Genomic DNA, 26038 nt, shown 5'->3' with positions numbered 1-26038 from the left:
CCGCCGCTATCCGGCCGCTTTCTCCCGCTTCTTCACCGCCTGCCAGAGCGCTTCCATCTCGTCGAGGCTCGCGTCCTTCGCCGTCCGGCCCTCGGCTTCCAGCGCCTCCTCAATCGCCTTGAAGCGGCGCTCGAACTTGGCGTTGGCTGCGGCGAGGCAGCCTTCCGGGTCGGCGTCGGCATGGCGCGCGAGATTGGCGACGACGAAGAGCAGATCGCCGATCTCCTCATGGATCGCGGCCTTGTCGCCGCCGGTCAGCGCCTCGTCGATCTCGGCCGTCTCCTCGCGGATCTTGTCGAGCACGAGGCGGGCATCGTTCCAGTCGAAGCCGACGGTGGAGGCGCGGGCCTGCAATTTCCAGGCGCGGGTCAGCGCCGGCAAGGTGTGCGGCACGCCGGCGAGCACCCCGCGCTCCTCCGCCTGCGGCGGCAGGCCAGCCGCCTCGCGTGCGGCCATCCTGGCGGCCTTCTCCTGCGCTTTGATCCGATGCCAGAGCACTTTCACCTCGGCAGGCGAGAGATTGCGCGCGTCGCCGAAGACATGCGGGTGCCGGCGGATCAATTTGCCGGTGATCGCCTCGACCACGTCGGGGAAGGCGAACGAGCCTTCCTCCTCGGCCATGCGGGCATGGAACACGACCTGCAGCAGCAGGTCGCCGAGTTCGTCCCTGAGGTCGAGCTTGTCGCCGCGGGCGATCGCATCGGCGACCTCATAGGCCTCTTCGACGGTGTAGGGCGAGACCGAGGCGAAATCCTGCTCCAGGTCCCAGGGGCAGCCGCTGCCCGGTGTGCGCAGCGCGGCCATGATCGCGATCAGGCCATCGATCTCGCGAGAAGGCTTCAACGCTTTCATGTCTCCGTGATTGCAGGCGGAGCCTTGCGCGAAGAAGCGGGAGCCGGTTTTTCGCTGAGGCAATGCGCAAAACTTTGATAATCCTCCTCCCATGATTCAAGCCACCCCGTCCATCGCGATCGACGAGAGCGAGATCGAGGAAAGCTTCGTGCGCGCCTCCGGTCCGGGCGGCCAGCACGTCAACAAGGTGTCGAGCGCGGTTCAGATCCGCTTCGACGTGCGCCGTTCGCCGTCGCTGCCGAACGATGTTGCGATCCGCCTGATGAAGCTCGCCGGGAGCAAGCTGACGCAGGAGGGCGTGATCGTCATCGTCGCGCAGGCCCATCGCAGCCAGAAGCGCAATCGCGAGGAGGCAGTGGAGCGCCTGCTGGAATTGATCCGGGCCGCCGCCGTGCGTCCACAGGTTCGCCGCGCGACGAAGCCGACCAAGGCCTCGAAGGAACGCCGACTCGCGTCCAAGGAAAAGCGTTCCGGCGTCAAAGCCGGCCGGCAGAAGCCGGCCTCCGACTAGCATGGCGGGTCAAGACGACAGGCGAGGGCAGGGCGCGAGCCCGGCCCGGGCTCCGCGGCGGATCACGCCCGATTATCTCCAGCGCGCGGCGCTGCATTATCTCGAACGCTATTCCGCGCCGGCCGCGCAGCTACGCAGGGTTCTGGCGCGCAAGGTCGCTTTGAGCTGCCGCCATCATGGCGAGGACCCGGCAGCGCATGCGGCCACGCTCGACGAGGTGGTCTCGCGCTGCATCGCATCGGGGCTGGTCGACGACCAGCGTTTCGCCGAGGCGAGGGCTGCGACGCTCCGGCGCCGTGGCCGCTCGGCGCGCGCCGTGGCTGCCACGCTCGCCGCGAAGGGCGTAGGACGCGAACTTGCGGCACGCGCCAGCAATGTCGGGGACGAGGAGGAACTGGCTGCCGCCCGGAAGGCGGCGCGGCGCAAGCGGCTCGGCCCATGGTCGCGCGGTGACCGGGGAGCGAGCCGCCAGAAGGATCTCGCAGCGCTGGTGCGGGCCGGCTTCACGATCACCGTTGCCCGCGCCGTCATCGACGGCAGGGGAGATGAGGACATGGGCGACGGCACGGAGCCTTGACGGTGTGGTTCCGTGCGGCTCAGGTCGGGATGCAGCGCTGCCGGGTCGCGTCCCACGCCCCATCCTGACAGGGCACGGTCGCGAAGTCGGTGAAGATGCCCACCGCCAACAGCGCAGCAAACGCTGCCAGCGCGATCGCCAGGCCGATCACGACCAGCCTCTTCAGCTCCATCCCTTTCACATCAGGCCCCTGCTGCGGGTCGCTTGAGCAAGGGAGGGCGAGGGAACCGCCGGTCTCACTCCAGTTTGACCTGCGCCTCCTTGACGACCTTGCCCCAGCGCTCGACCTCGGCCGTGACGAACTTGCCGAACTCCTCGCCGGTCAGGCTCGGCATCGGCGAGCCGCTTTTCTTCCAGACGGCCTCGATCGCCGGCGTCTTGAGCGATTTCTGCACTTCTTCGCGCATCCGGGTCACGATCTCCGGCGGCGTACCCTTCGGCGCCCAGAGCGCATACCAGGTCGAGACCTCGAAGCCTTCCAGGCCGGCTTCCTTGGCGGTCGGCACATTCGGCACGGCTTCGGAGCGGGTGGGAGCCGCGACGGCCAATGCCCGCAGCGCGCCGCTCTGGATCTGGGCGGCCGAGGAGCCGAGGCCGTCGAACAGCAGGTCGACCTGCCCGGCGACCGTATCCTGCAAGGCGGGACCGGCGCCGCGATAGGGCACATGGGTCATCTTCGTCTTGGTCGAGATCTGGAAGAGCTCGCCGGCGAGATGATGCGTCGTGCCGTTGCCGGCCGAGGCGTAGTTCAGTTTCTCCGGGTTCTTCCTCGCGAACTCGACCAGCTCGGCCACGGTCTTGGCCTGGACCTTGCCGGGATGCACGACGATGACCTGCGGCGGCTGGGCGATGACTGCGATCGGGATGAAATCGGTCTGGATGTTGTAGTCGAGCTTGGGGTAGAGCGCCGGCGCGATGGCGTGATGCGCCGCTCCGACGAAGAATGTGTAGCCGTCGGGCTTGGCTTTCGCTGCGGCCGAGGCGCCGACCGTGCCGCCGGCGCCGCCGCGATTCTCGATGATGATGCGCTGGCTGAGCTGCTGGTCGAGCTGGGCGGCAAGAGGTCTTGCGAAGGTGTCGGTGCCGCCGCCGGCCGGGAAGGGCACGATGAAGGTGATTGGCCGCTGCGGCCAGGTATCGGCCAGTGCCGGCGCAGCCGCCAGCAGCGCAAAGGCGGCGGTCGCGAGGATCAGATCTCGTTTCGTCGTCATTGTGGATGCTTCTCCCTTGATGCGGCGCTTGTCGTCCCCCGCCTTCGTGGCAGGCGGGGTTCAGGAGCACGGGGAGGGAAGCCGATCATGCCGCTGGGCTGAGCGATGCCGGGCGCGGCCGAGGCAACCCAAATGCAGAAAGGCACTCCTCGGCGAAGATTGGGGCCGAGGGCGGATTTCGAACGGAGGCCGGACGATGATCCGGCCTCCGCACGATCGATGGCGATCAGCTCCGATACCAGCTCGCCAGGTTCCAGGTCGTGACCTCCCAGCCGGAGATGTCGGGCGTCAGGCTGTTGGCGGAGGCGCCAACGACCGTGCGCGACAGGATCGGCAGGATGACGTTGGCCTCACAGAAGATGTCGTTGACCTTGATCAGGAGCGCGGCGCGCTTGGCCGGGTCGAGCTCCTTCTGGGCGGCCTTGTAAGCCTCGTCAGCAGCCGGGTCCGAGTAGCGCGAGACGTTGCGTCCCAGCCATTTGTTCTCCTTGTTGGCGATCTCCCAGGAGACGAGCTGGTTGAGGAAGCGCTCCGGATCGGGCTGCGGCTGCGTCGTGGTGTACATCTCCATGTCGCAGTACAGCTTGGTGTAGGTGTCCGGGTTGGCGACGTCCGACGAGAAATACACCGAGGCCGTGACCGACTTCAGCTCGAGATCGATGCCGGCGCGCTGGCAGGCCTGCTTGATGATCGCCTGGGTCTTCTGGCGCGGGGCATTGATCGAGGTCTGGAAGACGTATTTGAGCTTCTTGCCATCCTTCTCGCGGATGCCGTCGGCGCCCTTCTTCCAGCCGGCATCGTCGAGGATCTTGTTGGCCTTGTCGATGTTGAACTCATACTTGAGCTTGGTCGACTTGAACTGCTTGGGCTCGTTGACGAAGCTCGCGGTGGCGACGCCGCCGCGGCCATAGATGAACTTCTCGATCGAATCGCGGTCGATCAGCAGGTTCATCGCCTGTCGCACGGCCGGATCGCTGAGCGAAGGATGCTTGGTCTTGACGCTGGAGCGCTCGCCGTCGACCTCGGTCCAGGGATCGGTCGTGTTCAGGATGATGAACTCGACGTCGCCGCCCTTCACCGCCACGACCTTGCCGCGGCCGCCGGCCTCCATGCGCTTGAGGACCTCGTCCTCGACCTGCAGGTTCCAGGCATAGTCGTATTCGCCGGTCTGCAGGACGGCACGCGCCGCCGAGACCGCGTCACCGCCGCCCTTGACCTCGAGCGTGTCGAACTGCGGCTTGTTCTTGACGTGGTAATTCTCGTTGCGCGCGCCGAGCACGATATCGCCGGGCTTGAAGTCGACGAACTTGTAGGGGCCGGTGCCGACCGGCTTGAGATTGGCCGGGGCCTCGCGCGACTTGGCGCCCTTGTAGTCGCCGAAATGGTGCTTCGGGATGATCATGCCGGCGACGCCGACGAAGGGATCGGCCCAGAACGGCGTCGCTTCCTTGAAGATCACCTTGATGGTGTGGCTGTCGATCTTCTCGACCTTGATGTTGGCATAGGAGCCGGTGGTGTAGGCGGCGGTCGCCGGGTCGGCGGCATATTCCCAGGTGAAGACGGCGTCATCGGCCGTGAACGGCTTGCCGTCATGCCATTGCACGTCCTTCTTCAGCTTCCAGATCACTTCCTTGCCATCGGCGGAAAGGCCGCCATTGGCCTTGCTCGGGATTTCCGCGGCAAGCTGCGGGATCAGGTTGCCGTCCTTGTCCCAGCCGGCCAGCGGCTCGAAGAAGATGCGCGAGGCGATCTGGTCCTTGGTACCCGAAGCGAAATGCGGGTTCAGCAGCGTCGGGGCCTGCCAGAGCAGGATCTTCAGCGGTCCGCCGCCGCCGGCCTTGGTCGGCTTGTAAGGGTCGGCCGGCTGGGCCATCGCAACGTCGTTCCAGGCCAGGATCTGCGTCGCCATCGGCGCCGTGATTCCGACAGCCGCCATCTTCTGGATGAAGGATCGTCGCGACAGCGAACCGTCCTTCACACCCGCGACCAGGCCGCGGATTTCCTCTTCCTTCATGGGTTCCCTCCACCTTTTTCAGCAATTGCTGCCCCCGGCATTCGATGCCGTGTTTTCGTTGGCGCGCCAGCAATGCATGGCCGGGCGCGGCCGTCCAGTCAGCGAATAGGCCTATAATGTCGGTAATGCCGTCGCTTCGCATCGCCGCAGTCCGGACAACGCTGCCGGCGATGGCCTGGAGCCATGCCCCCTCGGCGAGGACAATCGATCCGCAGCAGAAAAAGCCGGATTGAGCACAATTTTACACTCCGGATTGAAGTCAATTTGAGGGTTCCGGCCCGATGCTCTTCTCGCGAACATGCGCTGGGGAGTTCAATGTTCACGCGATACGCTACGTTCATCTTCCTTGTGGGGTTGAGTGCCTTTTTCTTCACCAGCGGGCGCTTGGCCCCGGCAGGCGGCGAGGCTCGGAAAGAGCCGCTCCGCAGCGTCGCGGCGGCAGAGGGCGATCCCACCTTCGATTCCATCGATCCCGGTAAGGTGGGCGGCGCGCCGCCTGGTGGCTCCGGCCGCGATAGCCGCGTGACGAGCCGGTGACGGCTGTATCCCGCCTCCGCTCCGCGGCCGGGCCGCATCGCGATCTTCCGCTTGCAAATCGGCGCTCCGACCGGCAATGAACGCGCACCGGAAGGGTGGCCGAGTGGTTTAAGGCAGCGGTCTTGAAAACCGCCGTGGGTGCAAGCCCACCGTGGGTTCGAATCCCACCCCTTCCGCCAGAAATTCCACCGTTTAATTAATATCTATAAATCAATGGGTTGGATCGGGCCTATTTCAACGTAGACCCAAGAAGTCTCTAAGAATGTACCCAAGCCTACCCCCAAGAATCGGTGCTTCTCGGGGCTCAAAAAAGCGATTCCTAGAACGGCTCGGCGGTCGTTGGGTCGTCATGCCCGCTCCGGTCTTGTTCATGCGAGCAAAAACGATTCACTCCCGCAGCTCGTAAGGAGGCTGCATCAGCAGCTCCTCGCCGCCCGTCCCGTCTAGCCAAACGTCAAGGTCATAGCGTGCTTGGCCAAGATGGGCATCGCCGGTTGACATGCGCGTTCCAGCAGCACCGACTAGGCACACACACTCAGGGCTCTAGATCATCCTCATCGGGGTCTTCTTGAATGAGGACGCTAGCGGCTCTGACGATGCGCCGTTCGTAAGCTCCCGCAGGAAGATCGAACGTTAAGCAAACATCGCCACCCGGCACAGAGCGTAAGGTCATGTTGGCAGGTGCCTGCATCAGATCCGAGATATTGGCGACGGGCCGCCGGACATAGGTCTCAAGGAACACCGCCATAGTTGGACCAGCCCTCTGTTCGAGGTGTGCCCACGCATCCTGGCCAATATAAACTGACCCGCCAGCCGCAACGAAGGCAGCGGACAAGTCGGTCAGCCTCGGGTTTGGTGTCGGGTCCAAGACGACCAATATTGGGTTGAAGCCCGAAGCCCTGCAATCGACCGGGAAGGCCAACTCTTCCGACCACCGCCCCTGGCCGCTTGCGGCGATGGTAACGCGGATTTTGAATTCATAAGCGTCGCAGCCAACGATGCAATCGACTTGGCGGCCGTCGGTCGGGCGCTCGGCACGCTTGATAGGGCTGCGCCTGGGCGAGAATGGAACTCCCCCCAATGCGGCCGAAAGGATCGGTTCGAATAGGTAGCCGGTCTCCTGGCCAGCACGGTTATCCAGATCAAACAACCACTTGCGCCAGGTCAGCCAGGTCGCGAGGGCCGATGAATCGGAGAGGCCGAACTCCAGCAAGGCTCGGGGGGCGATTTGGTCGCTGGTGGGGAAGGCTTGCTTCGAAAGGATCACGTCATACTTGCGACGGCGCTTATGGATTTCGCACAGGCAACGGAAGTAGGTCGCGAAGTCCTCCACCTCTTGTTGGCACCTCAGGAGAACCTCCCAGAAGTCCCTGGCCCCGAACGGCGATACTTCGAAGGAAGCGAGAGGCCGTTGGAAGTAGCTCCCGCCTACCGCTCCGCCGTCTCCCAACTGCTGTGCTAAGGCGTTCTTTCCGAGGTCAGCCAAGATCAGGCCAATCAAGCTGAGCAGCTCTGCGTCAGGAAGATAGAGCGCGGTTCGGCCCGAACCCAGCGTGCGAGCTGCCGTTACCAGCGTTTGGAGTTCCAGTGGTGGTTTAGCCATTGATGACCCCGGCCAGGGGCAATTCGCGATCTTGATTCATCAGGTCAAGGAGGGGCTGCCCCTTGTTGATGGCTCTCGCTAGGGGCAACTCGTGATCCTGGTCCATCAAGGCCTGGAGCGCAGAAGCGGTTTGCGCAAGTGCAGGGCTCATCGCCCCTGCGTCAGTCAGGTGGAAGCCGAAGAGCCCCGGTGAGACACCATGGCGTAAGCCCGAGCCGCCTCCAGCTCGACCGTCCTCTCGCATCAGCATCTCGGCCAAGACGCGACCCGCCAGCGGGGGAATTGCGTTACCGATTTGCCGAGCCACGCTCACCGCTTTTCCGGCAAATGTGAACTCGTCTGGGAAGGATTGCAGCCGTGCGCACTCCCGTAGTGTCAGGGTTCGGTCGTCTGTGGGGTGGATGAACTCCCTCGGAGCTGCGCTCGTGATAGTAAGCGCGTTCAATTCACCTTTAAGCCGCTTGAAGCCAGCAGGAGCCCCTCCACGCTTCTCGGTAGGCGTTCCATCGCTGACGCGGCGGTTGGCGCGCTTGCGCCAACTCTCGTGCTGCAACTCCTCGGGGAGGTCTTTCATCGTCTGCCCCGGTAGCAGGTGGCGGGCAACTGCCGCAGCGTCGGACCGTTTTGGAACGAAGTGCTGCGATACCATGCCACTGGCTGCCCGGAGAGTGGTGGCGAAAGGCGAGGGAGTGCCATCGTCATACGGCAGTGGGCGATCCAGCGTCCCCGGTGCAGGCAAGTCGCGGATGGAATCGAGAAGGGACGGGGCCGACGGCAAGCGGCTGTAGGACTTCGCCTTGCCGCTATCGAATGAGAATTCCGGCGCAGGCAGTTCGAACCGGTGCCCTAGGCGATTCCCGACCACCAAAACTCTCTTCCGAGTCTGAGGCAGCCCGTATCCGGCGAAATTCACCTTCTCTAGCTGAAAGGCGTAGCCCATTGCCCGCAGTTCCGTCGCCAGACGCACGATGTCCCGCCCACCGTTGGATGTGAGGATGCCCTCGACGTTCTCGAAAAGGAACCAGCGAGGTTGCAGCCGACGTAGGATTTCCAGGTAGTTGAAGATCAACCGGTTGCGTGGGTCGGATGCGTTCCGAGGGCCAGCCGTGCTGAAGCCCTGACAGGGCGGGCCGCCGACAATGGCAAATGGCGCAGTAGGTCCAGCACGACCCATGATGCGCGCAACGGCCGCATCGGAAGAAAGGTCAAGCTCATCGCACTCGACCTCGAGGTTCCTACGATAGGTCTCGCACGCATCAGCGTCGATGTCTGCGGCGACCGTAGGCTTCGCCCCCGCAGCCGCAAAGCCGAGGGAGCAGCCGCCTGCCCCCGAAAAAAGAGAGATCACCCGATCCGACGACAACATGCCCATTGCACCGAACATGTAGACGATTCTCTGCAATGCGGCAGCCGGTTCCGGGCGCCATTTGCACTCTGTACACATCTCCAACGACAGGACCATTGTCGTAAAATGCAAATGCAAAGCCGCAGGGCACAACGCGCCGAGCCGGAACGAGGCGCGAACCAAGAGGCGGTGCCGATGGTGGTCAGCACGCGGGCATAGTCGGTGAGATGAAGGACGGCAGAGGCCCCGGTCTTGGCGAGCTGAACGCGCACCAAAGGGTTCCCGCAGGTGTCCCCTGCGAGTTCGATATGGTTCGTGTCTGAGGTCGTTTGTTTGGCCGGCTGAGCCGGACGGTTGACGGAGGCGCCACTCCACGATCGCCAGAAGAAAGATACCCGCTGGCTGACGAGGCGTGCCTTCGCCAAGAGGGAGGGGTAATCGTCGGCGTCTTGGCGAGGGGCAACACGCGCGCACGGCTTTTCGCATCATGTCGGCGCCCGTCCGGACCGTGTCCTGATCGCCACGCTGCACAGAAAAATGCCGGTCGCGATCGTCCTGGCGTTGACATGCACCGCAATTCCAACATTCCTGTGGCCGCCCAACGGCGCAGGGATGGCCCGATTCAGAGATCTGCTTTTCAGCGGATTTTAGCGGCTTAACGATCCCTTAACGGAATTGGCCGAAAACTCGGCTTCGCTGCCTATGGGCGGCGAAGCCGACAGAATGTTTTTGGCGCAGAAAGCGGAATTGGCGGAATGACTCAAGACGCTCGCTTTTCGGCCAAGGGGACCCATTTCGCGATGTCCGGGCCGATGCCAGCGTCTTCTTCCATGCCGACCGTAGTCCGCATGGGCTGTGTCATTCTCGTCGGGCTGCTCGCGGCGAACTGCGCCAGCAACCAGACCGCCGGTCGTCGCTCCAAGGAAATCGGCGCGTTCCCGCAGTCGAAATACGGTGCTGCCAGCCAACGCGTCGTGGCCGAAGGTGAAGAGGTGCCGAAAGGCGGTGGCCGCCAGCTCGTCGGCAAGGCCTATTCCGTAGCCGGCAAGCGCTATACGCCATTCGAGAAGCCGGTCGGCTTCACGCAGGTCGGCATGGCCTCCTGGTATGGCGAAGCCTTCCATGGCCGCCGCACCGCCAATGGCGAGGTCTATGATCGCTTCAGCGTGTCGGCCGCACATCCGACCATGCCGCTGCCGGCCTATGCCCGCGTGACCAACCTGATGAACAGCCGTTCGATCATCGTGCGCGTCAACGATCGCGGGCCGTTCCATGGCGGCCGCATGATGGATCTCTCGCAGACCACCGCCGATGCGCTCGCCTTCCGCCATCTCGGCACGGCGCGGATCAAGATGGAATATCTCGGCCAGGCCTCGCTCGCCGGCTCCGACGACAAGCTGCTTCTTGCTACCCTGCGGACCGACGGATCGCCGGCGCCGATCCCCGGCACGAGCGCCCGGACCATGGTCGCGAGCGCAGAGCCCGTCGCCACCTCGCGCACGCGCAGCGCCGATGTCGACGCGCAGCCGGCCGTCGAGCCAGAACCCGCGCCGCTGGTCACGCCGCCTATCGTGCAGGCCTATGCGCCGCAGCAGCCGCGCGTAATCACGTCGTCGACCCCGGTCGTCGCGACCTTGGCGTCAGCCGCCTCGACGCCGGTCGAAGTGACGTCTGTGCGCGCTGCGCCTCTCCCGCCAAACCGACCGTTCGATCTCGACACCATTGCCAACGCGGCCAAGCCCGTTGCGGTTCCCGCGACGCTGCGGACCACCTTGCCGCCGATGCGTGCCAGCCTGTTCGCCGCGCCGGAGAAAGGCGCGGGCGAGCGCCTTGCCAAGACCCATCCGCTCAACAAGCTCGCGCCGCAGACCCTGCAGCCGCTCGCGCGGAACTGATCTCTGGCTTGACCTGATGGCGGGCGCTCTGCTTCACATCGAGGCATGAGCGCCTTTCGCCGTTTGTCAGGGACTGCCGCGCCGCCGCAGGCGGTTCGTCGGCTGGCGGCCGGTCTCCTTCTTCTCCTCGGGTTGGTCTTCTGCGGCTCTGCGGCCTTCGCCCAGAGCTTCCAGTCGCAGGCGCCCTTTGCCGTGCTGCTCGATTCAGATACCGGGGCGGTGCTTTACGAGAAGGCGGCCGACGAGTTGATGGTGCCGGCGAGCATGGCCAAGCTCGCGACGGTGCTCGTCGCCTTCCAGGACATCAATGCCGGCCGGCTCTCGCTCGACAGCGAGATCGGCATTTCCGAGAATGCCTGGCGCAAGGGCGGCGCGCCCTCAGGCGGCTCGGCGATGTTCGCGATCATCAACAGCCGGATCAAGCTCGTCGACATCCTGCACGGCATCATCGTCCAGTCCGGCAACGACGCCTCGATCGCGCTGGCCGAGGCCATCGCCGGCGACGAGCCGACCTTCGGGCGGATCATGACCGAGCGGGTGAGGGGGCTCGGCCTGACGAAATCCGTCTTCCGCAACGCGACCGGCATGCCCGACCCGCAGCAGCGGGTGACGGCGCGCGAGCTCGCCCTGCTCGCCGACCACATCATCAAGACCTATCCCGAGCTCTACAAGATCTTCGGCCAGCGCGAATTCACCTGGAACAAGATCCGCCAGCAGAACCGCAACCCGCTGCTGACGATGGATATCGGCGCCGATGGTCTCAAGACCGGCAATATCGACGAGTCGGGCTTCGGGCTCGTGGGCTCCGCCGTGCAGAACGGCCAGCGGCTGATCGTGGTGGTGAACGGCCTGAAGACCGGGCGCGACCGGGCCGCGGAAGCCCGCAAGCTGCTCGAGTGGGGTTTTCGCGCCTTCGAGCGCCGTCAGCTCTTCGCCGCCGGCGAGACGGTGGGCGAGGCCAGCGTCTATGGCGGCGAGAAGGGCCGCGTCGCGCTCCGGAGCAAGAGCGCGGTCAGCCTGTTGCTGCCGCGCGGCGGCACCGAGCGGCTGGCGGCGCGGATCATCTACCGCGGCCCGCTCGCGGTGCCCGTCCAGGAGGGCACGGAGGTGGCGCGGCTCGTGGTGACGCGCGGCGACATCAAGACGCTGGACATTCCGCTCTACGCGGCCGAGAGCGTGCAGGCGGGCACCTTGCAGAGCCGGGCGCTGGATGCGCTGTTCGAAGCCACGACAGGCTGGGTTCGCAAGGCGCTGAGCCGGAGCTGAGCAGGTCGGGTGAGCAAGGGACGTTTCATCACGCTCGAAGGCGGGGAGGGCGCCGGCAAGTCGACGCTGGCGCGCGCGCTGAGCGAACGCCTCGACGCCGCCGGCCTCACTGCGCGGACGACGCGCGAGCCCGGCGGCTCGCCCAAGGCCGAGGCGATCCGCGAGATGATCCTGGCCGGGCAGGCGCGGGATTACGGCCCCTTCGCCGAGGCGCTGATGTTCTCGGCTGCCCGGATCGACCATATCGACAGCCTGATCCGCCCGGCGCTCATGCGCGGCGAGTGGGTGATCTGCGACCGCTTCATCGATTCGACGCGGGTCTATCAAGGCGTGCTCGGCAAGCTCGACAAGGTTGTGCTGGCCGAGCTGGAAACCGTGACGATCTCCGGCCTGATGCCGGAATTGACGCTGATCCTCGATCTCGATCCCGAGATCGGCCTTGCTCGCGCCGCCAAACGCCGCCGGCCGGGCGAGGCGGTCGACCGTTTCGAGGGCGAGACGCTGGCCTTCCATCGCAATCTGCGCCAAGCCTATCTGGATATCGCGAGCGACGAACCGCAGCGCTGCGCCGTGCTCGATGCGACGCTGCCTCCCGAGGCGCTCGCCGAAGCCGCGTGGCATATCCTGCGCGAGCGCCTGCCCCTAGATCATCGCGCGTCCTATCGGACGCTATAACGATGATCTATCACATTGTTATCGCATCGGATTTGTCCGAAAAGTGGATTCCACTTTTCGGTCCGATGCTATAGACCCGGACACCTGATGCTAGCGACCAGCGACGAACCCGACCGGCTGCCGAATGCGCCGCATCCGCGCGAGACGCTGGCGCTCGTCGGCCATGCCGAGCGCGAACGGACTTTCCTCGACGCTCTGCGCTCGGGCCGCATGCACCATGCCTGGCTGCTCGGCGGGCCTGAGGGCATCGGCAAGGCAAGCTTCGCCTATCGCGCCGCGCGCTTCCTGCTCGCCGCGGGCGATCCGCAGACGAGGGCGGCTCGCTGCACCGAACTCGCAATGCCCGAGAACGATCCGGCGACGCGGCGGGTGATGGCGCAGTCCCATCCCGACCTGCATGTGCTGCGCCGCATCCCGAAGCCGGACGGCAAGAGCTACACGAGCAACATCCCGGTCGATTCGATCCGGCGCGTGATCGACCGCTTCGGATCGAGCGCGGCGGAGGGTGGCTGGCGTGTCTGCATCGTAGACTCGGCCGAGGACATGGAGCGTTCGGCCGCCAACGCCCTGCTCAAACTGCTGGAGGAGCCGCCGCCGCGGGCGCTGTTCCTGATCGTCGCGCATGCGCCGGGGCGGATGCTGCCGACGATCCGCTCGCGCTGCCGATTGCTGACCTTCGATCCGCTGGCCGAGGCCGATGTCACGGAGGCCGGCCGGTTGGCGCTGGAGCGCATGGAAATGCCCTTCGACGCCTCGGCTTTACGGCGTGCCGCAAGCCTGTCCGAGGGTTCGGTGCGTCGCGCGCTGACCTATGTCGATCCCGAGACGCTGGCGCTGGTCGAGGCGGTAAGGGCGCGGCTCGATGCCCTCCCGCAGATCGACCTCGCCGCCCTGATGGCGCTGGCCGAGGATGTCGCCGGCAAGGCGGGTGAGCGCGATTTCGCAGTGATGATCGAGACCGTCCAGGGCTGGATCTCCGACCATCTCCACGCGCATGCTGCGGCGCAACCGGCGCGCCTTGCACCGCTGGCGGAGGTATGGGAAAAGCTTGGACAGCAGGCGCGCGAGGTCGAAACCTATAATCTCGACCGCCGCCCGCTGGTGATGACCCTGTTTCATGATCTGTCGTCTGCGGTGTCCCGCTCGCGCGCAGCGTGAAGCGAAGCTTTCGGACAGACGATGGCCACGGCCCCGAAATTCTATCTGACGACCGCGATCCACTACACCAACGGGCCGCCGCATATCGGCCACGCCTATGAGATGGTGGCGTCGGACGCGATCGCGCGCTTCAAGCGGCTCGACGGCTACGACGTCTTCGCCATGACCGGCACCGACGAGCACGGCCAGAAGGTGCAGCGAACGGCGGCGCAGAATAGCCTCTCGCCGAAGGATTTCGTCGACAAGATCGCGGCCCGCTTCGCGGAGATGGAGCAGACCCTCGGCTGTTCATTCGACCGCTTCATCCGCACCACCGATGCCGACCACCTGCCCTCGACCCAGGAACTCTGGCGGCGGATGGAGGCCAATGGCGACATCTATCTCGCCAAGTATTCCGGCTGGTACTCGGTGCGCGACGAGGCCTTCTACGGCGAGGAGGAGACCACCCTCCAGCCCGATGGCACGCGCCTGGGCGGGCAGGGCACCCCGGTCGAATGGGTCGAGGAGGAGAGCTATTTCTTCCGCCTCAAATCCTATCAGGACCGGCTGCTCAAGCTCTACGAGGATGTGCCGGACTTCATCTCGCCGGAGACGCGCAAGAACGAGGTCGTCTCCTTCGTGAAGGGCGGGCTCGAGGACCTATCGATCAGCCGCACGACCTTCGACTGGGGCCTGCCCGTGCCGGGCGACCCGAAGCACGTCATGTATGTCTGGGTCGACGCGCTCAACAACTATGTCACCGGAACGGGCTTCCCCGATCCGGAAAGCCCGCGCGCGCATTACTGGCCGGCCGATGTCCATATCATTGGCAAGGACATCGTGCGCTTCCACGCGGTCTACTGGCCGGCCTTCCTGATGTCGGCAGGGCTGCCGCTGCCGAAGCGCGTCTTCGGCCACGGTTTCCTGCTGAACAAGGGCGCCAAGATGTCGAAATCGGTCGGCAATGTCGTCGATCCCTTCGACCTCGCCGCGCTCTATGGCGTCGACCAGTTGCGCTATTTCTTCCTGCGCGAGGTTTCGTTCGGCCAGGACGGCAATTACAGCCACGACGCCATCGTCGGGCGCATCAATGCCGACCTCGCCAATGATCTCGGCAATCTGGCGCAGCGCTCGCTGTCGATGATCGCCAAGAACTGCGAGGGCAGGGTGCCGCCCCGCGGGACGTTGAACGAAGCCGACGAGGCCATGCTCGCCATGGCCGACGCGGCGCTCGCGAAGGCGCGCGAGGCGATGAAGGACTTCGCCCTTCACACCGTGCTGGCCGATCTCTGGGCGCTCATCGCCGAGGCCAACCGCTATTTCGCCAATAACGAGCCCTGGCGCCTGACCAAGACCGATCCCGCCCGCCGTGACACCATCCTGTATGTCACGATCGAGGTGCTGCGCGAGGTCGCGATCCTGGTGCAGCCGGTGATGCCGGTGGCAGCGGGCAAGCTGCTCGATCTGCTGGCCGTCGCTCAGGAAGACCGCAGCTTCGCGGCGCTCGGCGCGGGGCATCGTCTCGTCAGCGGCACTGCTTTGCCGGCGCCGAGCGCGATCTTCCCGCGCTATGTCGAGCCCGAGGACGGTCAGGCGGCGTGATGGTCATCGATACGCATTGCCATCTCGACTTCCCGGATTTCGCCGAGGAACTGCCGGCCTATGTCGCGCGGGCCGAGGAAGCCGGGGTCAGCCGGATGGTGACGATCTCGACGCGGGTCGCGCGCTACGCCGACTATGCCGCGCTGGCGGAGCGTTTTCCGTCGGTGTGGTTCTCGGTCGGCACGCATCCGCACAACGCCCATGAGGAGCTCGACGTCACGGCCGAGCGCCTCGTGGAGCTGTCGCGTCATCCGCGCTGCGTCGCCATCGGCGAAGCCGGGCTCGACTACCACTACGATTCGAGCCCGCGCGCTGCCCAGGCTCAAGGATTGCGCACGCATATCGCCGCGGCGCGGATCACGCAGTTGCCGCTCGTCATCCATTCGCGCGAAGCGGATGACGACATGATCGCGATCCTGCGGGAGGAAATGGGGAAGGGCGCCTTCCCTGCCATCCTGCACTGCTTCACCGCCGGCGAAGCGCTGGCCATGACCGGCGTCGAGCTCGGGCTCTACGTCTCGTTCTCGGGCATCCTGACCTTCAAGACCTCCGAGAACCTGCGCCGGATCGCCCGGATGGTCCCGCGCGAGCGCCTGCTGGTCGAGACGGATGCGCCTTACCTTGCGCCCGTACCGTTCAGGGGCAAGCGCAACCAGCCGGCCTATGTGGTTGAGACAGCGAAGGTTCTCGGCGAGACGATCGGCGTGTCCTTCGACGAGATCGCGGAGATCACGACGGAAAACGCGCGACGCTGCTACTGGAAGATGGACCACGCCGTGCCGGTCGCGCAGGTGGCCTGACGCCGTGCCATGACGCTTACCGTCACCATCCTCGGCTGCGGATCATCCGGCGGCGTGCCGCGGCCGGGCTCCGGCTGGGGCGCCTGCGATCCGAATGAGCCGAAGAACCGGCGCCGACGCTGCTCGATCCTGGTCGAGCGCATGGGGCCAGACGGCCTGACGCGGGTCCTGGTCGACACCTCGCCGGACCTGCGCGAGCAGCTTCTCTCGGCCGAGGTCCCGGCACTCGACGGCGTCCTGCTGACGCATGACCATGCCGACCATACCCATGGCATCGACGACCTGCGCGCGCTCGTCCTGCATATGCAGCGGCGCATCCGTATCTACGCCGACAAGCCGACCGAGGCCTCGCTGCGCTCGCGCTTCGGCTACCTCTTCGAGACGCCGTCCGGCAGCTACTATCCGCCGATCCTCGATCTCGACCAGATCACGGCCGGTCGGCCGCAGACGGTCGATGGCGCCGGCGGGCCGATCACGGCGTTGCCGTTCCGGGTCGAGCACGGCCCGAACTACGAGGCGCTCGGCTTCCGCTTCGGCGATCTCGGTTATCTGCCGGATGTCAGCCTGATCCCGCCGGCTGCCATGGAAGCCATGGTCGATCTCGACGTGCTGATCCTCGACTGCCTGCGCGAGACGCCGCATGTCAGCCATTTCCATCTGGCGCAGTCGCTGGAAGCGATCGCGCATCTGAAGCCGCGCCGCGCGATCCTGACCAATCTCCATGTTGATCTGGATTATGTCAGCCTGAGCAGGCGCTTGGCCGGTATCGCGGATGTGGCGTTCGACGGGATGACGATCTTGGTCCCAGCCTGAAACGTCAGCACTCCAGGCAAGCGGCGTATCAGAATAAGTTCCATAATATACCTTATGCGAACCAAGGCTGGAAGGATTTCAGCCCTCTTCCTTCGTGCTCGACCGGCATCAGGATCGGCAGCCGATGGGACCGGGCTACCGTCCTGCTTGTTCGCTCCGCTGACCTACTGGCCGGCGCGCCCTTTCAGGCTCAAGGCCTGTTCGGGTCGAAATGCTTGGTCAGCTTGTGGCCGTAGCCGCCATAGTCGCGCTGGAGCGAATCCGAGCCGGCGGCGAAGGCCGTGACCTGCTGCGGAAAACGTGTCTCGAACATGAAGGCTAGCGTGCCCTCTAGCTTGTGCGGCTTCAATTCGACATTGCTCGCCTTCTCGAAGGCATCCATGTCCGGGCCATGCGGCAGCATGCTGTTGTGCAGCGAGATGCCGCCGGGCACGAAGCCGCCGCCGGTCTTGGCGTCGTAGACGCCATAAACCAGCCCCATGAACTCGCTCATCACGTTCATATGGTACCAGGGCGGCCGGAAGGTGTTTTCGGCCACCAGCCAGCGATCCGAGAAGATGACGAAGTCGATATTGGCGGTTCCGGGCGTCTCCGAGGGCGAGGTCAGTACCGTGAATATCGATGGGTCGGCATGGTCGTAGAGGACCGGGCCGACCGGCGAAAAGCGCCTGAGATCATACTTGTACGGGGCGTAGTTGCCATGCCAGGCGACGACGTCGAGCGGCGAATGCGCGATATCGGCCGCCCAGAGATTGCCACCCCACTTCACATACATTCTTGAAGGTGCATCACGGTCCTCGAAGGCCGCGACCGGCGTCAGGAAGTCGCGCGGATTGGCAAGGCAGTTGGCGCCGATCGGCCCGCGCTCGGGCAAGGTGAAGGCGCCGCCATAGTTCTCGCAGATATAGCCGCGCGCCGGCCCGTCCCTGAGCTCGACGCGGATCTTCACGCCACGCGGGATCACGGCGATCTCGCCGGGCTCGATGTCGATGATGCCGAACTCAGTCCAGAGCCGTAAGGCGCCCTGCTGCGGCACGAACAGCATCTCGCCATCGGCATTGTAGAAATATTCGTCCACCATCGAGCGCGTGATCAGGTAGACATGCGCGCCCATGCCGCCCTGGCTGCCGGCATCGCCGGCGGTGGTCATGCTGCGGATGCCCTCGACGAAGGAGATCGGCTCCGACGGGATCGGGATCGGGCTCCAGCGCAAGGGCGCGATCGGCATGTCGACCTCGCGGGCCGGTGCGGTCCGCCAGAACCCGGCATCGACCTTCCGGAATTCGTTCCAATGCGCCACGGTCGGGCGGATGCGGTAGAGCCAGGAGCGCTCGTTGGTGGTGCGCGGCGCGGTGAAGGGCGAGCCGGAGAGCTGTTCGGCATAGAGGCCATAGGCGCATTTCTGCGGCGAGTTGCGCCCGAGCGGCAGGGCGCCCGGCAGCGCCTCGGTCTCGAAGCCGTTGCCGAAGCCGGACATGTAGCCCGTCGCGATGGCGCTTGCGGCCTTGGCGGCACCGGCATTGGCTGTACCAGCATGGGCCGGGTTCTGAACGTTCATGGTGGCGCCCTCTCCTCGCGACGGCCTTGGGCCGGCGGCATGCCCTGTACGGGCCATTCATTCGAGATGGTTGCTTTGGTAACTGTCGATTTTGTAACTAACAAGGCATGTCGAAACTCGCGCTCGAACTCTTTCTGCCCTATCGCCTGAACCGCCTGAGTTCGGCGGTCTCGCAGCAATTCCGGGCGGTCTACGGGCCGCATCACGACCTGACGGTGCCGGAATGGCGGGTGCTGGCCACCCTCGCCCAGTTCGGCACGATGACGGCCAAGGCCATCGGCAAGCATTCCTCGATGCACAAGACCAAGGTCAGCCGGGCCGTGCGGGCGCTGGAGGAGCGGCGCTGGCTTGTCCGGCGGGAGAGCGAGCAGGATCGGCGCGAGGAAAGCCTGTCGCTGACGGCGCCCGGCCTGCAGGCCTATGGCGAGATCGTGCCCCGCGCACTGGCTTTCGAGGCTTCCATCCTCTCCGCGCTCGGCCCCCATGCCGAACCCTTGCTCGAAGCGCTCGCGCTGATGGAGGAACGCTTTCCGGTCGATTAGCGCCTCAGCGTCCCACGCGCTGGGGACAGAGGCGAGGTACCGCTTCCGCCTAGGTTCTCAGCCGAACTGACCGAGTCAGAACGGATTGGATGAGCCTATGCAGGGCAGCACTCTCGACGCGCGGGCGGAAAGCCCGATCCGCGGCCCCTCCTCCGCAGCCGCGCTCGATGCCAGCCATGATCCGGCCCTGCGCAGTTGGGTCGAGTCGGCGCGGGACCACGCGGAATTCCCGATCCAGAACCTGCCCTTTGGCGTGTTCTTGCCGGGCGGCGAACCTGCGCGTGGCGGTTTGGCGATCGGTGACGAAATCCTCGATCTGGCTGCGCTCGCGGCGTCCGGCCTTTGCGCTGACATCGCGGAGACCGTCACGGCCGCAGCCGCGCCGAGCCTCAACGGTTTCCTTGGCTTGGGAACGTCGGCGCGGAAGCGCCTGCGAGCGCGGCTCTCGGCCCTGCTGGCGGAAGGCTCGCCTGCGCAGACCATGCTGAAGCCGATGCTGCATCCGGCGCGGAACTGCACGCTCGGCTTGCCCGCCCGGATCGGCGATTACACGGATTTCTATGCCGGCATCCAGCACGCCATGAATATCGGCTCGCTGTTGCGGCCGGACAATCCGCTCTTACCGAACTACAAGCACATCCCGATCGGCTATAACGGCCGTGCCTCTTCGGTCCGGCCATCCGGCGAGCCCTTCCTACGCCCCAACGGCCAGCGCAAGCGGCCGGACGAGGCGGTGCCCAGCTTCGGCCCCTGCCGCAATCTCGACTACGAGCTGGAACTGGGTATCTGGATCGGCCCCGGCAATGCGCAGGGTTCGCCGGTATCGATCGACGAGGCCGATGACCGGATCGCCGGCTTCTGCGTGCTTAACGACTGGTCGGCACGCGATATCCAGGCCTGGGAATACCAGCCGCTCGGGCCCTTCCTCGCCAAGGGCTTTGCCACGACGATCTCGCCCTGGATCGTGACGCCAGAGGCGCTGGCGCCCTTCCGGAGGGCTCAGGCGCCGCGTCCAGAGGGCGATCCGGAGGCCCTGCCCTATCTGAGCCCTGCCGAAGCAGACGTGCCGCATGGGCTCGACGTCACGCTGGAAGTCTTCATCGAGACCGCAGCGATGCGCGCGAACGGTCTGGCGCTGCACCGGCTCTCGCTCGGAAGCACGCGCGACCTTTACTGGACCCCGGCCCAGTTCGTCGCGCATCACAGCTCGAACGGCTGCAATCTCGAACCCGGCGATCTCTTCGGCTCCGGCACAATCTCCGGGCGCGATCCAGGATCCTTCGGCAGCCTGATGGAGATCACGCGCGGTGGTCGCGAGCCGATCACGCTACCCAATGGCGAAAGCCGAACCTATCTCGTCGACGGCGACGCGATCGTCATGAAAGCCAGCGCCAGGCGCAAGGGTTTTGCCTCGATCGGTTTCGGCGAATGCCGCGCCGAGGTGCTGCGGGCGCGCGGCTGAAGTCGCGTCTGCTGTCCCCTGCTCTGGTGACAGCGGACGCGCTATGGCTTCGGCATCATCGGGTTGTCGCTGCCTTCGGGGATCGCATGCAGAAGCGCTTCACACTTGCTGCTTCGGACCAGCCGCCGGGAGACGCCGAGAAGGGCGCGCTTGGACGGCGTCGCTCCGGCGACGCCTATGAAACCCTGCGCAACGCCATCCTCTCCGGCGAGATGCGTCCCAACGAGCCACTGATCGAGGCCGATATCGCCGCCGCCCTTGCCGTCAGCCGCACGCCGGTGCGCGAGGCCTTGCAGCGGCTCGCCGTCGAGCAATTGATCGTGCCGCGCCGGCGAGGCTGGGCCGTGCGCGAGATCACCGCCGTCGAGGCCAGCGAGAATTCCGAGGTCCGTGCCGCGCTGGAGGGCTATGCCGCCCGGCTCGCCGCCGAGCGAGCGACCGATGACGAGATAGCGGCGGTCGCGGCGGTACATGCGCGCCGCATCGCCAGCGATCCTGCCGACGACAAGGTCCGTGTCGAGACCAATCGCGAGTTCCACGGCATCATCGTCGCCGCTGCCCGCAACGAGAAGCTGCGCGACGCGATCCTGCGCTCGGGCCGGTTCTACTTCAACGGCTCGGTGGCGCGGATGACCTCGCCGGCCGAGTTTCGCCTCAGCAACGAGGATCACGAGATCATCCTGCAGGCCTTGCGGGCGCGCGACGGCGACCGGGCCGAGCAGGCGATGCGCAAACACATCATGCGGACCTTCCATATCTTCCGCGAACTCTCCTACCCCGCGCATGACGCGCCCTCGCTGGCGCCGCTGCATGGCTCGAAGGGCTAGAGCCGCGATGTCCCACGCCGCTGTGACAGATGCCCGCTACCGGCCCGCTAAGATCCCCGCAGGATCGGGCCGCCATGAGCCGACGACCTCAACGACAAGACAAACCGACGACCAGGGAGAGAGACGATGAGCGTGAACAAGACCGCAGCCGGCCTGACGCTGGCCGCCAGCCTGCTGATCGGGGTCGCCGCCGGCGCGCAGGAGCCCGGCATCACCGACAAGGCGATCAAGATCGGTATCTTCGGCCCGCTGTCCGGCCCGAACATGGCCTATGGCTTCGACGTCGTGAACGCGGCCAAGATGTACTACGACAAGATCAACAAGGAAGGCGGCATCCACGGCCGCAAGATCGAGTATGTCGTCGAGGACGACCGCTGCAACGCCAATGACTTGGTTGCCGCGGTGAAGAAGCTGGTCGAGCAGGAAAACGTGTTCATGCTCAATGGCGGCTCGTGCTCGGCCGCAGTCGTCGCCGCCAAGGACTATGTCGTCCGCAACAAGGTGCCCTACCTGATGCTGAACGCATCGGGCGACGGCGCGCTGTTCCCGCCGACCGACTACATCTTCGGAGCCTATTCGATCTCGCAATATGCGGTCGGCGGCGCGATGGTGGAATTCGCCGCCAAGCAGTTCGGCGCCAAGAACGTCGCCTATATCAACCACGACGACGCCTATGGCGCCTGGAACCTCGAAGGCTCGAAGAAGGACGCCGAGGTTAACGGCGTGAAGCTCTCGGTCGAGTCGATCAATCCCGGCATCAACGACGTCACCGCGCCGTTCCTGAAGGTGCGCGCCGCCAATCCGGACGCGATCCTGCTGGTCACCTATGCCCGCCCGGCGGCGCTACTGATCAAGAAGGCGGCAGAGATGGGCTTCAACAAGCCGATCATCCTCTCGGTCACCGGCACGGCCAGCCTCAACCAGCTCGCCGAGAATGTCGGCAAGGATGCGCTGAAGAACTTCTACACCCAGGAGGTGATGATCGACTCCCCCGGCGGCGCCAAGCTCAAGCCGATCTACGACATGTACAAGGCGGCCTATCCGGATCTGGCGGCCAAGCCCGACCATCCGCAGACCTACATGCCCTATGGCATTCCCCCGGCGATGTCGCTGGTCAAGGCGCTGCAGGATGCCGGCCCGAACCCGACCCGTGAGAAGGTGCTCGCCGCGCTGAAGACGCAGGATTTCGACTCGGGCGTCATGGCCGGCCGCATGCAGTTCGGCCCGGAGCAGCGCGCCGCGAACCGCTCCACGATCTTCATCAAATATGACGGCACGACGATGGCTCCGCTGCCAGGCGTCTTCACCAGCCGCTGGACCTACCAGGCGAAGTGATCGCCTCAGGCGGGCCGCTCGGCCTGCCCCGTGAGACCGGGCGGCGGCCTTTGCGCCGCCGCCCTTCCCTGACCTGAGCATCGGGCCGGATATGGACCTGCAACTCGCGCTGATCTTCCTGCAGCAAGGCATCGCCTCGGGCCTCGTCTCGGGCAGCGTCTATGCGCTGCTGGCGCTCGCCATCGTGGTGATCTTCAAGACCTCGGACGTGCCGAACTTCGCCCAGGGCGAGGTCTTCATGGCAGCGGGCTATGTCGCGCTCTACCTCTTCGTCTTCCAGAAGATGCCGATCTGGGTCGTGCTGCCGGCGACGCTGGTCGTCGCCTTCCTCGCCATGGCGCTGTTCCGCCGCTTCGTGCTCGATCAGGTGGCGAAATCGGCCAAGGACCTCGTCTATTTGGTCATCGCGACGCTCGGCCTGTCCTATGTGCTGAAGGGCCTCGTGCGCCGCACCGGCTTCGGCGACACGCCGCGTTCCTTCCCGGCGCTGGTGCCGACCGATTCCATCATGATCGGCCAGGCCTCGGTGACGATGCTCGACCTCGCGATCTTCGGCACCGCCGTCACGGTGATGGCCGCCTTCTTCTGGATGTTCAACTACACGAAGACCGGCCGGGCCATGCGCGCCGTCGGTATGAACCCGAAGGCCGCCCAGCTCGTCGGCGTCGACCTGCGCCGTTGCCATATGCTGATCTGGGGCCTCTCGGGCGTGATCTCCGCCATCGCGGCACTGCTGATCTCGCCGAAGATCCTGATGACCGCTGATATGGGCTCAATCGTGATGCTCGCCTTCGCGGCGGCGATCGTCGGCGGCTTCTCCAGCCTGCCCGGCGCCGTGGTCGGCGGTTTCGTCATCGGCATCGTCGAGAACATGGTCGGGCTGTTCATCTCCTCGCGCGCCATCGTGCTCGCCCCCTTCCTCGCCATCCTGATCGTGCTCGTCTTGCGTCCGCAGGGCCTGTTCGGCGGGAAGCTGACGATCAAGAAGGTCTGAAGCCCGTGTCGTCGCCTCCTGTCGCATCTTCGGCGCCAACAAGGCGCGCCCTTTCCGGCCCGGCCCTGATCGGGCTTGTCGCGGCCGTGATCGTCGCCGTCGCCCTGCCCGTCTTCACCTCGGGCTATGTCGTCTACATCGCCAATCTGCTGCTGGTCTTCGTGGTGCTTTGCCTTGGCCTGCACATCGTCATCGGCGAGACCGGCCAGTTCTCGATGGCCCATGCCGCCTTCTACGGCATCGGTATCTATGCGAGCGCGCTCGCCAATCGCGCGGTCGACCTGCCCTACCCCGTCGCGATGCTGTTCGGCGCAATCGTCGCCGGCGCGGTCGGCCTGTTCATCGGGGTCTTGGCACTCAGGATGCGGGACATCTATCTCGCACTCGCCACCTTCGCCTTCGGTGAGGCCATGCAATGGGTCTTCGCCAACTGGGACAGCGTCACCAACGGCCCCAACGGCCTGCGCATCAGCCCGGCCCGCTTCGGCCCGATCGAGATCCTCAGCGACAAGCAAGCCTATCCCTTCGTGCTGTTCTTCTGCCTCGTGATTATCGGGCTCACGGTCGCGATCTCGCGCTCGCGGCTCGGCCGTTCCTTCCGGGCGGTGCGGGAGTCGGAGGTCGCAGCGATGGCGATGGGCATCGACGTGCGCCGCGCCCGCATCGTTTCCTTCGGGCTCTCGGCCGCGATCGCGGGCTTCGCCGGCGGCATGTTCGGCCTGTTCCAGACCTTCATCCATCCGGACAGCCTCGGCTTCCAGACCACAATCCTTGTGCTCACCATGGTCGTGGTCGGCGGGCTCGGCTCGATCGCAGGCGCCATCGGCGGGGCGATCGTCTTCGGGCTGATCTCCGAGGTGCTGCGCCAGGCGCCACAATACCAGGAGATCATCTACGGCGCGATTTTGATCCTGTTCATGATGTATGCGCCGCGCGGCCTCTTCGCCTTCATCGGCGACCGTATCCGGGAGGCGCGTCATGGCCGCTGAGAGCGCCACCCCCTTCCTGAATGTCGAGGGGCTGACCATCCGCTTTGGCGGCCTCACCGCGGTCGGCGGGCTCGACATGGCTGTCGCCAAGGGCTCGATCCATGCGCTGATCGGCCCGAACGGCGCCGGCAAGTCGACGACCTTCAACTGCATCTCGCGCTTCTACACGCCAAGCGCCGGGCGCATCACCTATGACGGGCGCGACATCACCCGCATGCCGGCCCGCGAGATGGCGGGGCTCGGCATCGCCCGCAGTTTCCAGAACCTCGAACTCTTCGGCGAGCTCACCGTCTTCGAGAACGTGCTGATCGGCGCGCATGTCCATGCAGGCCGTTCCTGGCGCGACGCGATCAGCGCCCGCCCGCGCGGCATCGTCGAGCATGTCGATGAGTTGCTGGAGCGCACGGGCCTGACCTCCCACGCGCAGACCAAGGCGCGCAATCTCGATTTCGGCCACCAGAAGATGGTCGAGATCGCCCGCGCGCTTGCCATCCGCCCCAAGCTCCTGCTGCTCGACGAGCCGGCAGCCGGACTGCGCAATCGCGAGATCGCGGCGCTCGACCGTCTGCTCTGCGAATTGCGCGAGCGTGACGGCCTGACGATCCTGCTGGTCGAGCATGTCATGCAGTTGGTCATGTCGATCTCGGACAAGATCACGGTGCTGAGCTTCGGCACCAAGATCGCCGAGGGCACGGCTGCGGAAGTCCGCGCTCATCCTGCCGTGATCGAAGCCTATCTCGGCCGCGAGGCAGCCCAGGAGTCCGCTCATGGCTGATCTCCTCGAAATCGACGGCATCTCCGCCGCCTATGGCCGCATACAGGCGCTGTCAGAGGTCTCGCTCAAGGTGCCGGAGGGGGCGATCGTCGCCCTGCTCGGCTCGAACGGCGCCGGCAAGAGCACGACGCTGAACACCGTCTCACGGCTCGTGCCGGTGACGAAGGGGCGCATCCGCTTCGCCGGCGAGGAGATCCAGTCCTGGTCCTCGCACAAGATCGTCTCCGCTGGCGTGCTGCAGGTGCCGGAGGGGCGTGAGGTCTTCCGGGACATGAGCGTGCGCGAGAACCTCGACATGGGCGCCTATCGCCGCAGCGACGCCGCCGGCATCAAGCGCGATCTCGATCGGGTCTTCGAATACTTCCCCAAGCTCAAGGAACGGCTCCAGCAGAAGGCAGGCACGCTCTCTGGAGGCGAGCAGCAGATGCTGCTGATCGGCCGGGCTTTGATGGCAGGTCCGCGCCTGCTCCTGCTTGACGAACCCTCGCTCGGCCTCTCGCCGGTGCTGGTGCAGCAGATCTTCGCGATCATCGAGCGGCTCAACAAGGACGGCCTGACCATCCTCCTGGTCGAGCAGAACGCGGCGATCGCGCTGGGCTGCTCGACTTATGCCTACATCCTCGAGAACGGCGAAATGGCCCTCGAGGGCGCATCCGCAAAACTGCGGCAGGACGACAGCGTCCGCCGCACCTATCTCGGCGGCTGAGCCGGGACGCAA

At 65.4% G+C, this 26038-nt stretch carries 24 protein-coding genes and 1 tRNA gene; 18 read left to right on the top strand and 7 right to left on the bottom strand.

Annotation, left to right across the window (positions count from 1 at the left end; genetic code table 11):
- Positions 1-6 precede the first annotated feature (6 nt).
- Positions 7-843 carry a nucleoside triphosphate pyrophosphohydrolase gene (gene mazG, locus Q9235_RS08685; protein ID WP_306226420.1) on the bottom strand — a complete coding sequence of 279 codons (837 nt, stop codon included), beginning with the start codon at positions 841-843 and terminating at the stop codon, positions 7-9.
- 100 nt (positions 844-943) lie between these two features.
- Here mazG and arfB point away from each other — a divergent pair, with 100 nt between their 5' ends.
- Both arfB and Q9235_RS08675 read left to right on the top strand, forming a co-directional pair.
- Positions 944-1363: an alternative ribosome rescue aminoacyl-tRNA hydrolase ArfB gene (arfB, locus tag Q9235_RS08680; RefSeq protein WP_306226419.1), complete on the top strand. Its 420-nt coding sequence runs from the start codon at positions 944-946 to the stop codon at positions 1361-1363.
- Between the two features lies 1 nt (position 1364).
- Positions 1365-1940, top strand: coding sequence for a regulatory protein RecX (locus Q9235_RS08675; protein WP_306226418.1), 576 nt, complete (start codon positions 1365-1367; stop codon positions 1938-1940).
- Positions 1941-1959: 19 nt separating this feature from the next.
- Here Q9235_RS08675 and Q9235_RS08670 read toward each other — a convergent pair whose 3' ends face one another.
- From Q9235_RS08670 to Q9235_RS08660, 3 genes are all read right to left on the bottom strand, one after another.
- Positions 1960-2112 (bottom strand): hypothetical protein, encoded by a 153-nt coding sequence (locus Q9235_RS08670; protein ID WP_306226417.1) that lies wholly within the window; start codon positions 2110-2112, stop codon positions 1960-1962.
- Positions 2113-2176: 64 nt separating this feature from the next.
- The gene (locus tag Q9235_RS08665) at positions 2177-3151 is read right to left on the bottom strand and encodes a Bug family tripartite tricarboxylate transporter substrate binding protein (RefSeq protein ID WP_306226416.1); all 975 of its coding nucleotides are present in this window, start codon (positions 3149-3151) and stop codon (positions 2177-2179) included.
- A 226-nt stretch (positions 3152-3377) separates the two neighbouring features.
- The gene (locus tag Q9235_RS08660) at positions 3378-5165 is read right to left on the bottom strand and encodes a peptide ABC transporter substrate-binding protein (protein WP_306226415.1); all 1788 of its coding nucleotides are present in this window, start codon (positions 5163-5165) and stop codon (positions 3378-3380) included.
- 626 nt (positions 5166-5791) lie between these two features.
- Between Q9235_RS08660 and Q9235_RS08655 the strand changes: the two genes are divergently transcribed.
- Positions 5792-5881 (top strand) — tRNA-Ser (locus tag Q9235_RS08655).
- A gap of 356 nt (positions 5882-6237) precedes the next feature.
- Here Q9235_RS08655 and Q9235_RS08650 read toward each other — a convergent pair.
- Positions 6238-7305: a hypothetical protein gene (locus Q9235_RS08650; protein ID WP_306226414.1), complete on the bottom strand. Its 1068-nt coding sequence runs from the start codon at positions 7303-7305 to the stop codon at positions 6238-6240.
- Complete coding sequence (locus Q9235_RS08645; protein WP_306226413.1) at positions 7298-8782, bottom strand: DNA cytosine methyltransferase; 1485 nt, start codon at positions 8780-8782, stop codon at positions 7298-7300. The genes Q9235_RS08650 and Q9235_RS08645 overlap by 8 nt, the downstream gene beginning before the upstream one ends.
- A 698-nt stretch (positions 8783-9480) precedes the next feature.
- Between Q9235_RS08645 and Q9235_RS08640 the strand changes: the two genes are divergently transcribed.
- The 7 genes from Q9235_RS08640 to Q9235_RS08610 all read left to right on the top strand — a co-directional run bounded on the left by Q9235_RS08640 (position 9481) and on the right by Q9235_RS08610 (position 16838).
- Positions 9481-10545 (top strand): septal ring lytic transglycosylase RlpA family protein, encoded by a 1065-nt coding sequence (locus Q9235_RS08640; RefSeq protein ID WP_306226412.1) that lies wholly within the window; start codon positions 9481-9483, stop codon positions 10543-10545.
- Between the two features lie 45 nt (positions 10546-10590).
- Positions 10591-11811 (top strand): D-alanyl-D-alanine carboxypeptidase family protein, encoded by a 1221-nt coding sequence (locus tag Q9235_RS08635; protein ID WP_306226411.1) that lies wholly within the window; start codon positions 10591-10593, stop codon positions 11809-11811.
- Between the two features lie 9 nt (positions 11812-11820).
- Positions 11821-12486, top strand: a complete 666-nt coding sequence (gene tmk / locus Q9235_RS08630) for a dTMP kinase (protein WP_306226409.1) — start codon at positions 11821-11823, stop codon at positions 12484-12486.
- An 87-nt stretch (positions 12487-12573) separates the two neighbouring features.
- Positions 12574-13644, top strand: coding sequence for a DNA polymerase III subunit delta' (locus tag Q9235_RS08625; RefSeq protein WP_306226407.1), 1071 nt, complete (start codon positions 12574-12576; stop codon positions 13642-13644).
- Positions 13645-13665: 21 nt separating this feature from the next.
- Positions 13666-15225 (top strand): methionine--tRNA ligase, encoded by a 1560-nt coding sequence (metG, locus tag Q9235_RS08620; protein WP_306226405.1) that lies wholly within the window; start codon positions 13666-13668, stop codon positions 15223-15225.
- A complete protein-coding gene (locus Q9235_RS08615) occupies positions 15225-16025 on the top strand; it encodes a TatD family hydrolase (RefSeq protein ID WP_306226403.1) in 801 nt (266 codons plus the stop codon). Before metG ends, Q9235_RS08615 begins: the two co-directional genes overlap by 1 nt.
- A gap of 9 nt (positions 16026-16034) precedes the next feature.
- On the top strand, positions 16035-16838 hold the full coding sequence (locus Q9235_RS08610; protein WP_306226402.1) for an MBL fold metallo-hydrolase: 804 nt from the start codon (positions 16035-16037) through the stop codon (positions 16836-16838).
- Positions 16839-17028: 190 nt separating this feature from the next.
- Here the strand turns inward: Q9235_RS08610 and hmgA are convergent, their stop codons facing one another.
- Complete coding sequence (gene hmgA, locus Q9235_RS08605; protein ID WP_306226400.1) at positions 17029-18396, bottom strand: homogentisate 1,2-dioxygenase; 1368 nt, start codon at positions 18394-18396, stop codon at positions 17029-17031.
- A 107-nt stretch (positions 18397-18503) separates the two neighbouring features.
- Here hmgA and Q9235_RS08600 point away from each other — a divergent pair, with 107 nt between their 5' ends.
- The 8 genes from Q9235_RS08600 (at position 18504) to Q9235_RS08565 (ending at position 26026) form a co-directional block, all read left to right on the top strand.
- Entirely contained in the window at positions 18504-18938 is a 435-nt protein-coding gene (locus tag Q9235_RS08600) for a MarR family winged helix-turn-helix transcriptional regulator (RefSeq protein WP_306226399.1), read from the top strand.
- Between the two features lie 97 nt (positions 18939-19035).
- The gene (gene fahA, locus Q9235_RS08595; RefSeq protein ID WP_306226398.1) at positions 19036-20400 is read left to right on the top strand and encodes a fumarylacetoacetase; all 1365 of its coding nucleotides are present in this window, start codon (positions 19036-19038) and stop codon (positions 20398-20400) included.
- Between the two features lie 86 nt (positions 20401-20486).
- The gene (locus Q9235_RS08590) at positions 20487-21227 is read left to right on the top strand and encodes a GntR family transcriptional regulator (protein WP_306226397.1); all 741 of its coding nucleotides are present in this window, start codon (positions 20487-20489) and stop codon (positions 21225-21227) included.
- A gap of 126 nt (positions 21228-21353) precedes the next feature.
- A complete protein-coding gene (locus Q9235_RS08585; RefSeq protein ID WP_306226396.1) occupies positions 21354-22562 on the top strand; it encodes an ABC transporter substrate-binding protein in 1209 nt (402 codons plus the stop codon).
- A gap of 91 nt (positions 22563-22653) precedes the next feature.
- On the top strand, positions 22654-23556 hold the full coding sequence (locus Q9235_RS08580) for a branched-chain amino acid ABC transporter permease (protein ID WP_257732842.1): 903 nt from the start codon (positions 22654-22656) through the stop codon (positions 23554-23556).
- Positions 23557-23561: 5 nt separating this feature from the next.
- Positions 23562-24545, top strand: coding sequence for a branched-chain amino acid ABC transporter permease (locus Q9235_RS08575; RefSeq protein WP_306226395.1), 984 nt, complete (start codon positions 23562-23564; stop codon positions 24543-24545).
- The gene (locus Q9235_RS08570) at positions 24535-25320 is read left to right on the top strand and encodes an ABC transporter ATP-binding protein (RefSeq protein ID WP_306226393.1); all 786 of its coding nucleotides are present in this window, start codon (positions 24535-24537) and stop codon (positions 25318-25320) included. Before Q9235_RS08575 ends, Q9235_RS08570 begins: the two co-directional genes overlap by 11 nt.
- Complete coding sequence (locus tag Q9235_RS08565; protein ID WP_306226391.1) at positions 25313-26026, top strand: ABC transporter ATP-binding protein; 714 nt, start codon at positions 25313-25315, stop codon at positions 26024-26026. The genes Q9235_RS08570 and Q9235_RS08565 overlap by 8 nt, the downstream gene beginning before the upstream one ends.
- Positions 26027-26038 lie beyond the last annotated feature (12 nt).

This window comes from Bosea beijingensis (genome assembly GCF_030758975.1).
Classification (GTDB): domain Bacteria; phylum Pseudomonadota; class Alphaproteobacteria; order Rhizobiales; family Beijerinckiaceae; genus Allobosea; species Allobosea beijingensis.
The sequence above is the reverse complement of the archived record's forward strand: the minus strand, read 5'-3'. Positions and strand labels throughout refer to the sequence as shown.

Coding starts and splice junctions, on each gene's coding strand:
- Q9235_RS08615 (WP_306226403.1), top strand. CDS start 15,225: ATGGTCATCGATACGCATTGCCATCTCGACTTCCCGGATTTCGCCGAG.
- Q9235_RS08580 (WP_257732842.1), top strand. CDS start 22,654: ATGGACCTGCAACTCGCGCTGATCTTCCTGCAGCAAGGCATCGCCTCG.
- Q9235_RS08660 (WP_306226415.1), bottom strand. CDS start 5,165: ATGAAGGAAGAGGAAATCCGCGGCCTGGTCGCGGGTGTGAAGGACGGT.
- arfB (WP_306226419.1), top strand. CDS start 944: ATGATTCAAGCCACCCCGTCCATCGCGATCGACGAGAGCGAGATCGAG.
- Q9235_RS08675 (WP_306226418.1), top strand. CDS start 1,365: ATGGCGGGTCAAGACGACAGGCGAGGGCAGGGCGCGAGCCCGGCCCGG.
- Q9235_RS08650 (WP_306226414.1), bottom strand. CDS start 7,305: ATGGCTAAACCACCACTGGAACTCCAAACGCTGGTAACGGCAGCTCGC.
- Q9235_RS08585 (WP_306226396.1), top strand. CDS start 21,354: ATGAGCGTGAACAAGACCGCAGCCGGCCTGACGCTGGCCGCCAGCCTG.
- Q9235_RS08625 (WP_306226407.1), top strand. CDS start 12,574: ATGCTAGCGACCAGCGACGAACCCGACCGGCTGCCGAATGCGCCGCAT.
- Q9235_RS08600 (WP_306226399.1), top strand. CDS start 18,504: ATGTCGAAACTCGCGCTCGAACTCTTTCTGCCCTATCGCCTGAACCGC.
- metG (WP_306226405.1), top strand. CDS start 13,666: ATGGCCACGGCCCCGAAATTCTATCTGACGACCGCGATCCACTACACC.
- Q9235_RS08670 (WP_306226417.1), bottom strand. CDS start 2,112: ATGGAGCTGAAGAGGCTGGTCGTGATCGGCCTGGCGATCGCGCTGGCA.
- Q9235_RS08635 (WP_306226411.1), top strand. CDS start 10,591: ATGAGCGCCTTTCGCCGTTTGTCAGGGACTGCCGCGCCGCCGCAGGCG.
- Q9235_RS08590 (WP_306226397.1), top strand. CDS start 20,487: ATGCAGAAGCGCTTCACACTTGCTGCTTCGGACCAGCCGCCGGGAGAC.
- Q9235_RS08610 (WP_306226402.1), top strand. CDS start 16,035: ATGACGCTTACCGTCACCATCCTCGGCTGCGGATCATCCGGCGGCGTG.
- Q9235_RS08570 (WP_306226393.1), top strand. CDS start 24,535: ATGGCCGCTGAGAGCGCCACCCCCTTCCTGAATGTCGAGGGGCTGACC.
- fahA (WP_306226398.1), top strand. CDS start 19,036: ATGCAGGGCAGCACTCTCGACGCGCGGGCGGAAAGCCCGATCCGCGGC.
- Q9235_RS08640 (WP_306226412.1), top strand. CDS start 9,481: ATGCCGACCGTAGTCCGCATGGGCTGTGTCATTCTCGTCGGGCTGCTC.
- Q9235_RS08665 (WP_306226416.1), bottom strand. CDS start 3,151: ATGACGACGAAACGAGATCTGATCCTCGCGACCGCCGCCTTTGCGCTG.
- hmgA (WP_306226400.1), bottom strand. CDS start 18,396: ATGAACGTTCAGAACCCGGCCCATGCTGGTACAGCCAATGCCGGTGCC.
- Q9235_RS08565 (WP_306226391.1), top strand. CDS start 25,313: ATGGCTGATCTCCTCGAAATCGACGGCATCTCCGCCGCCTATGGCCGC.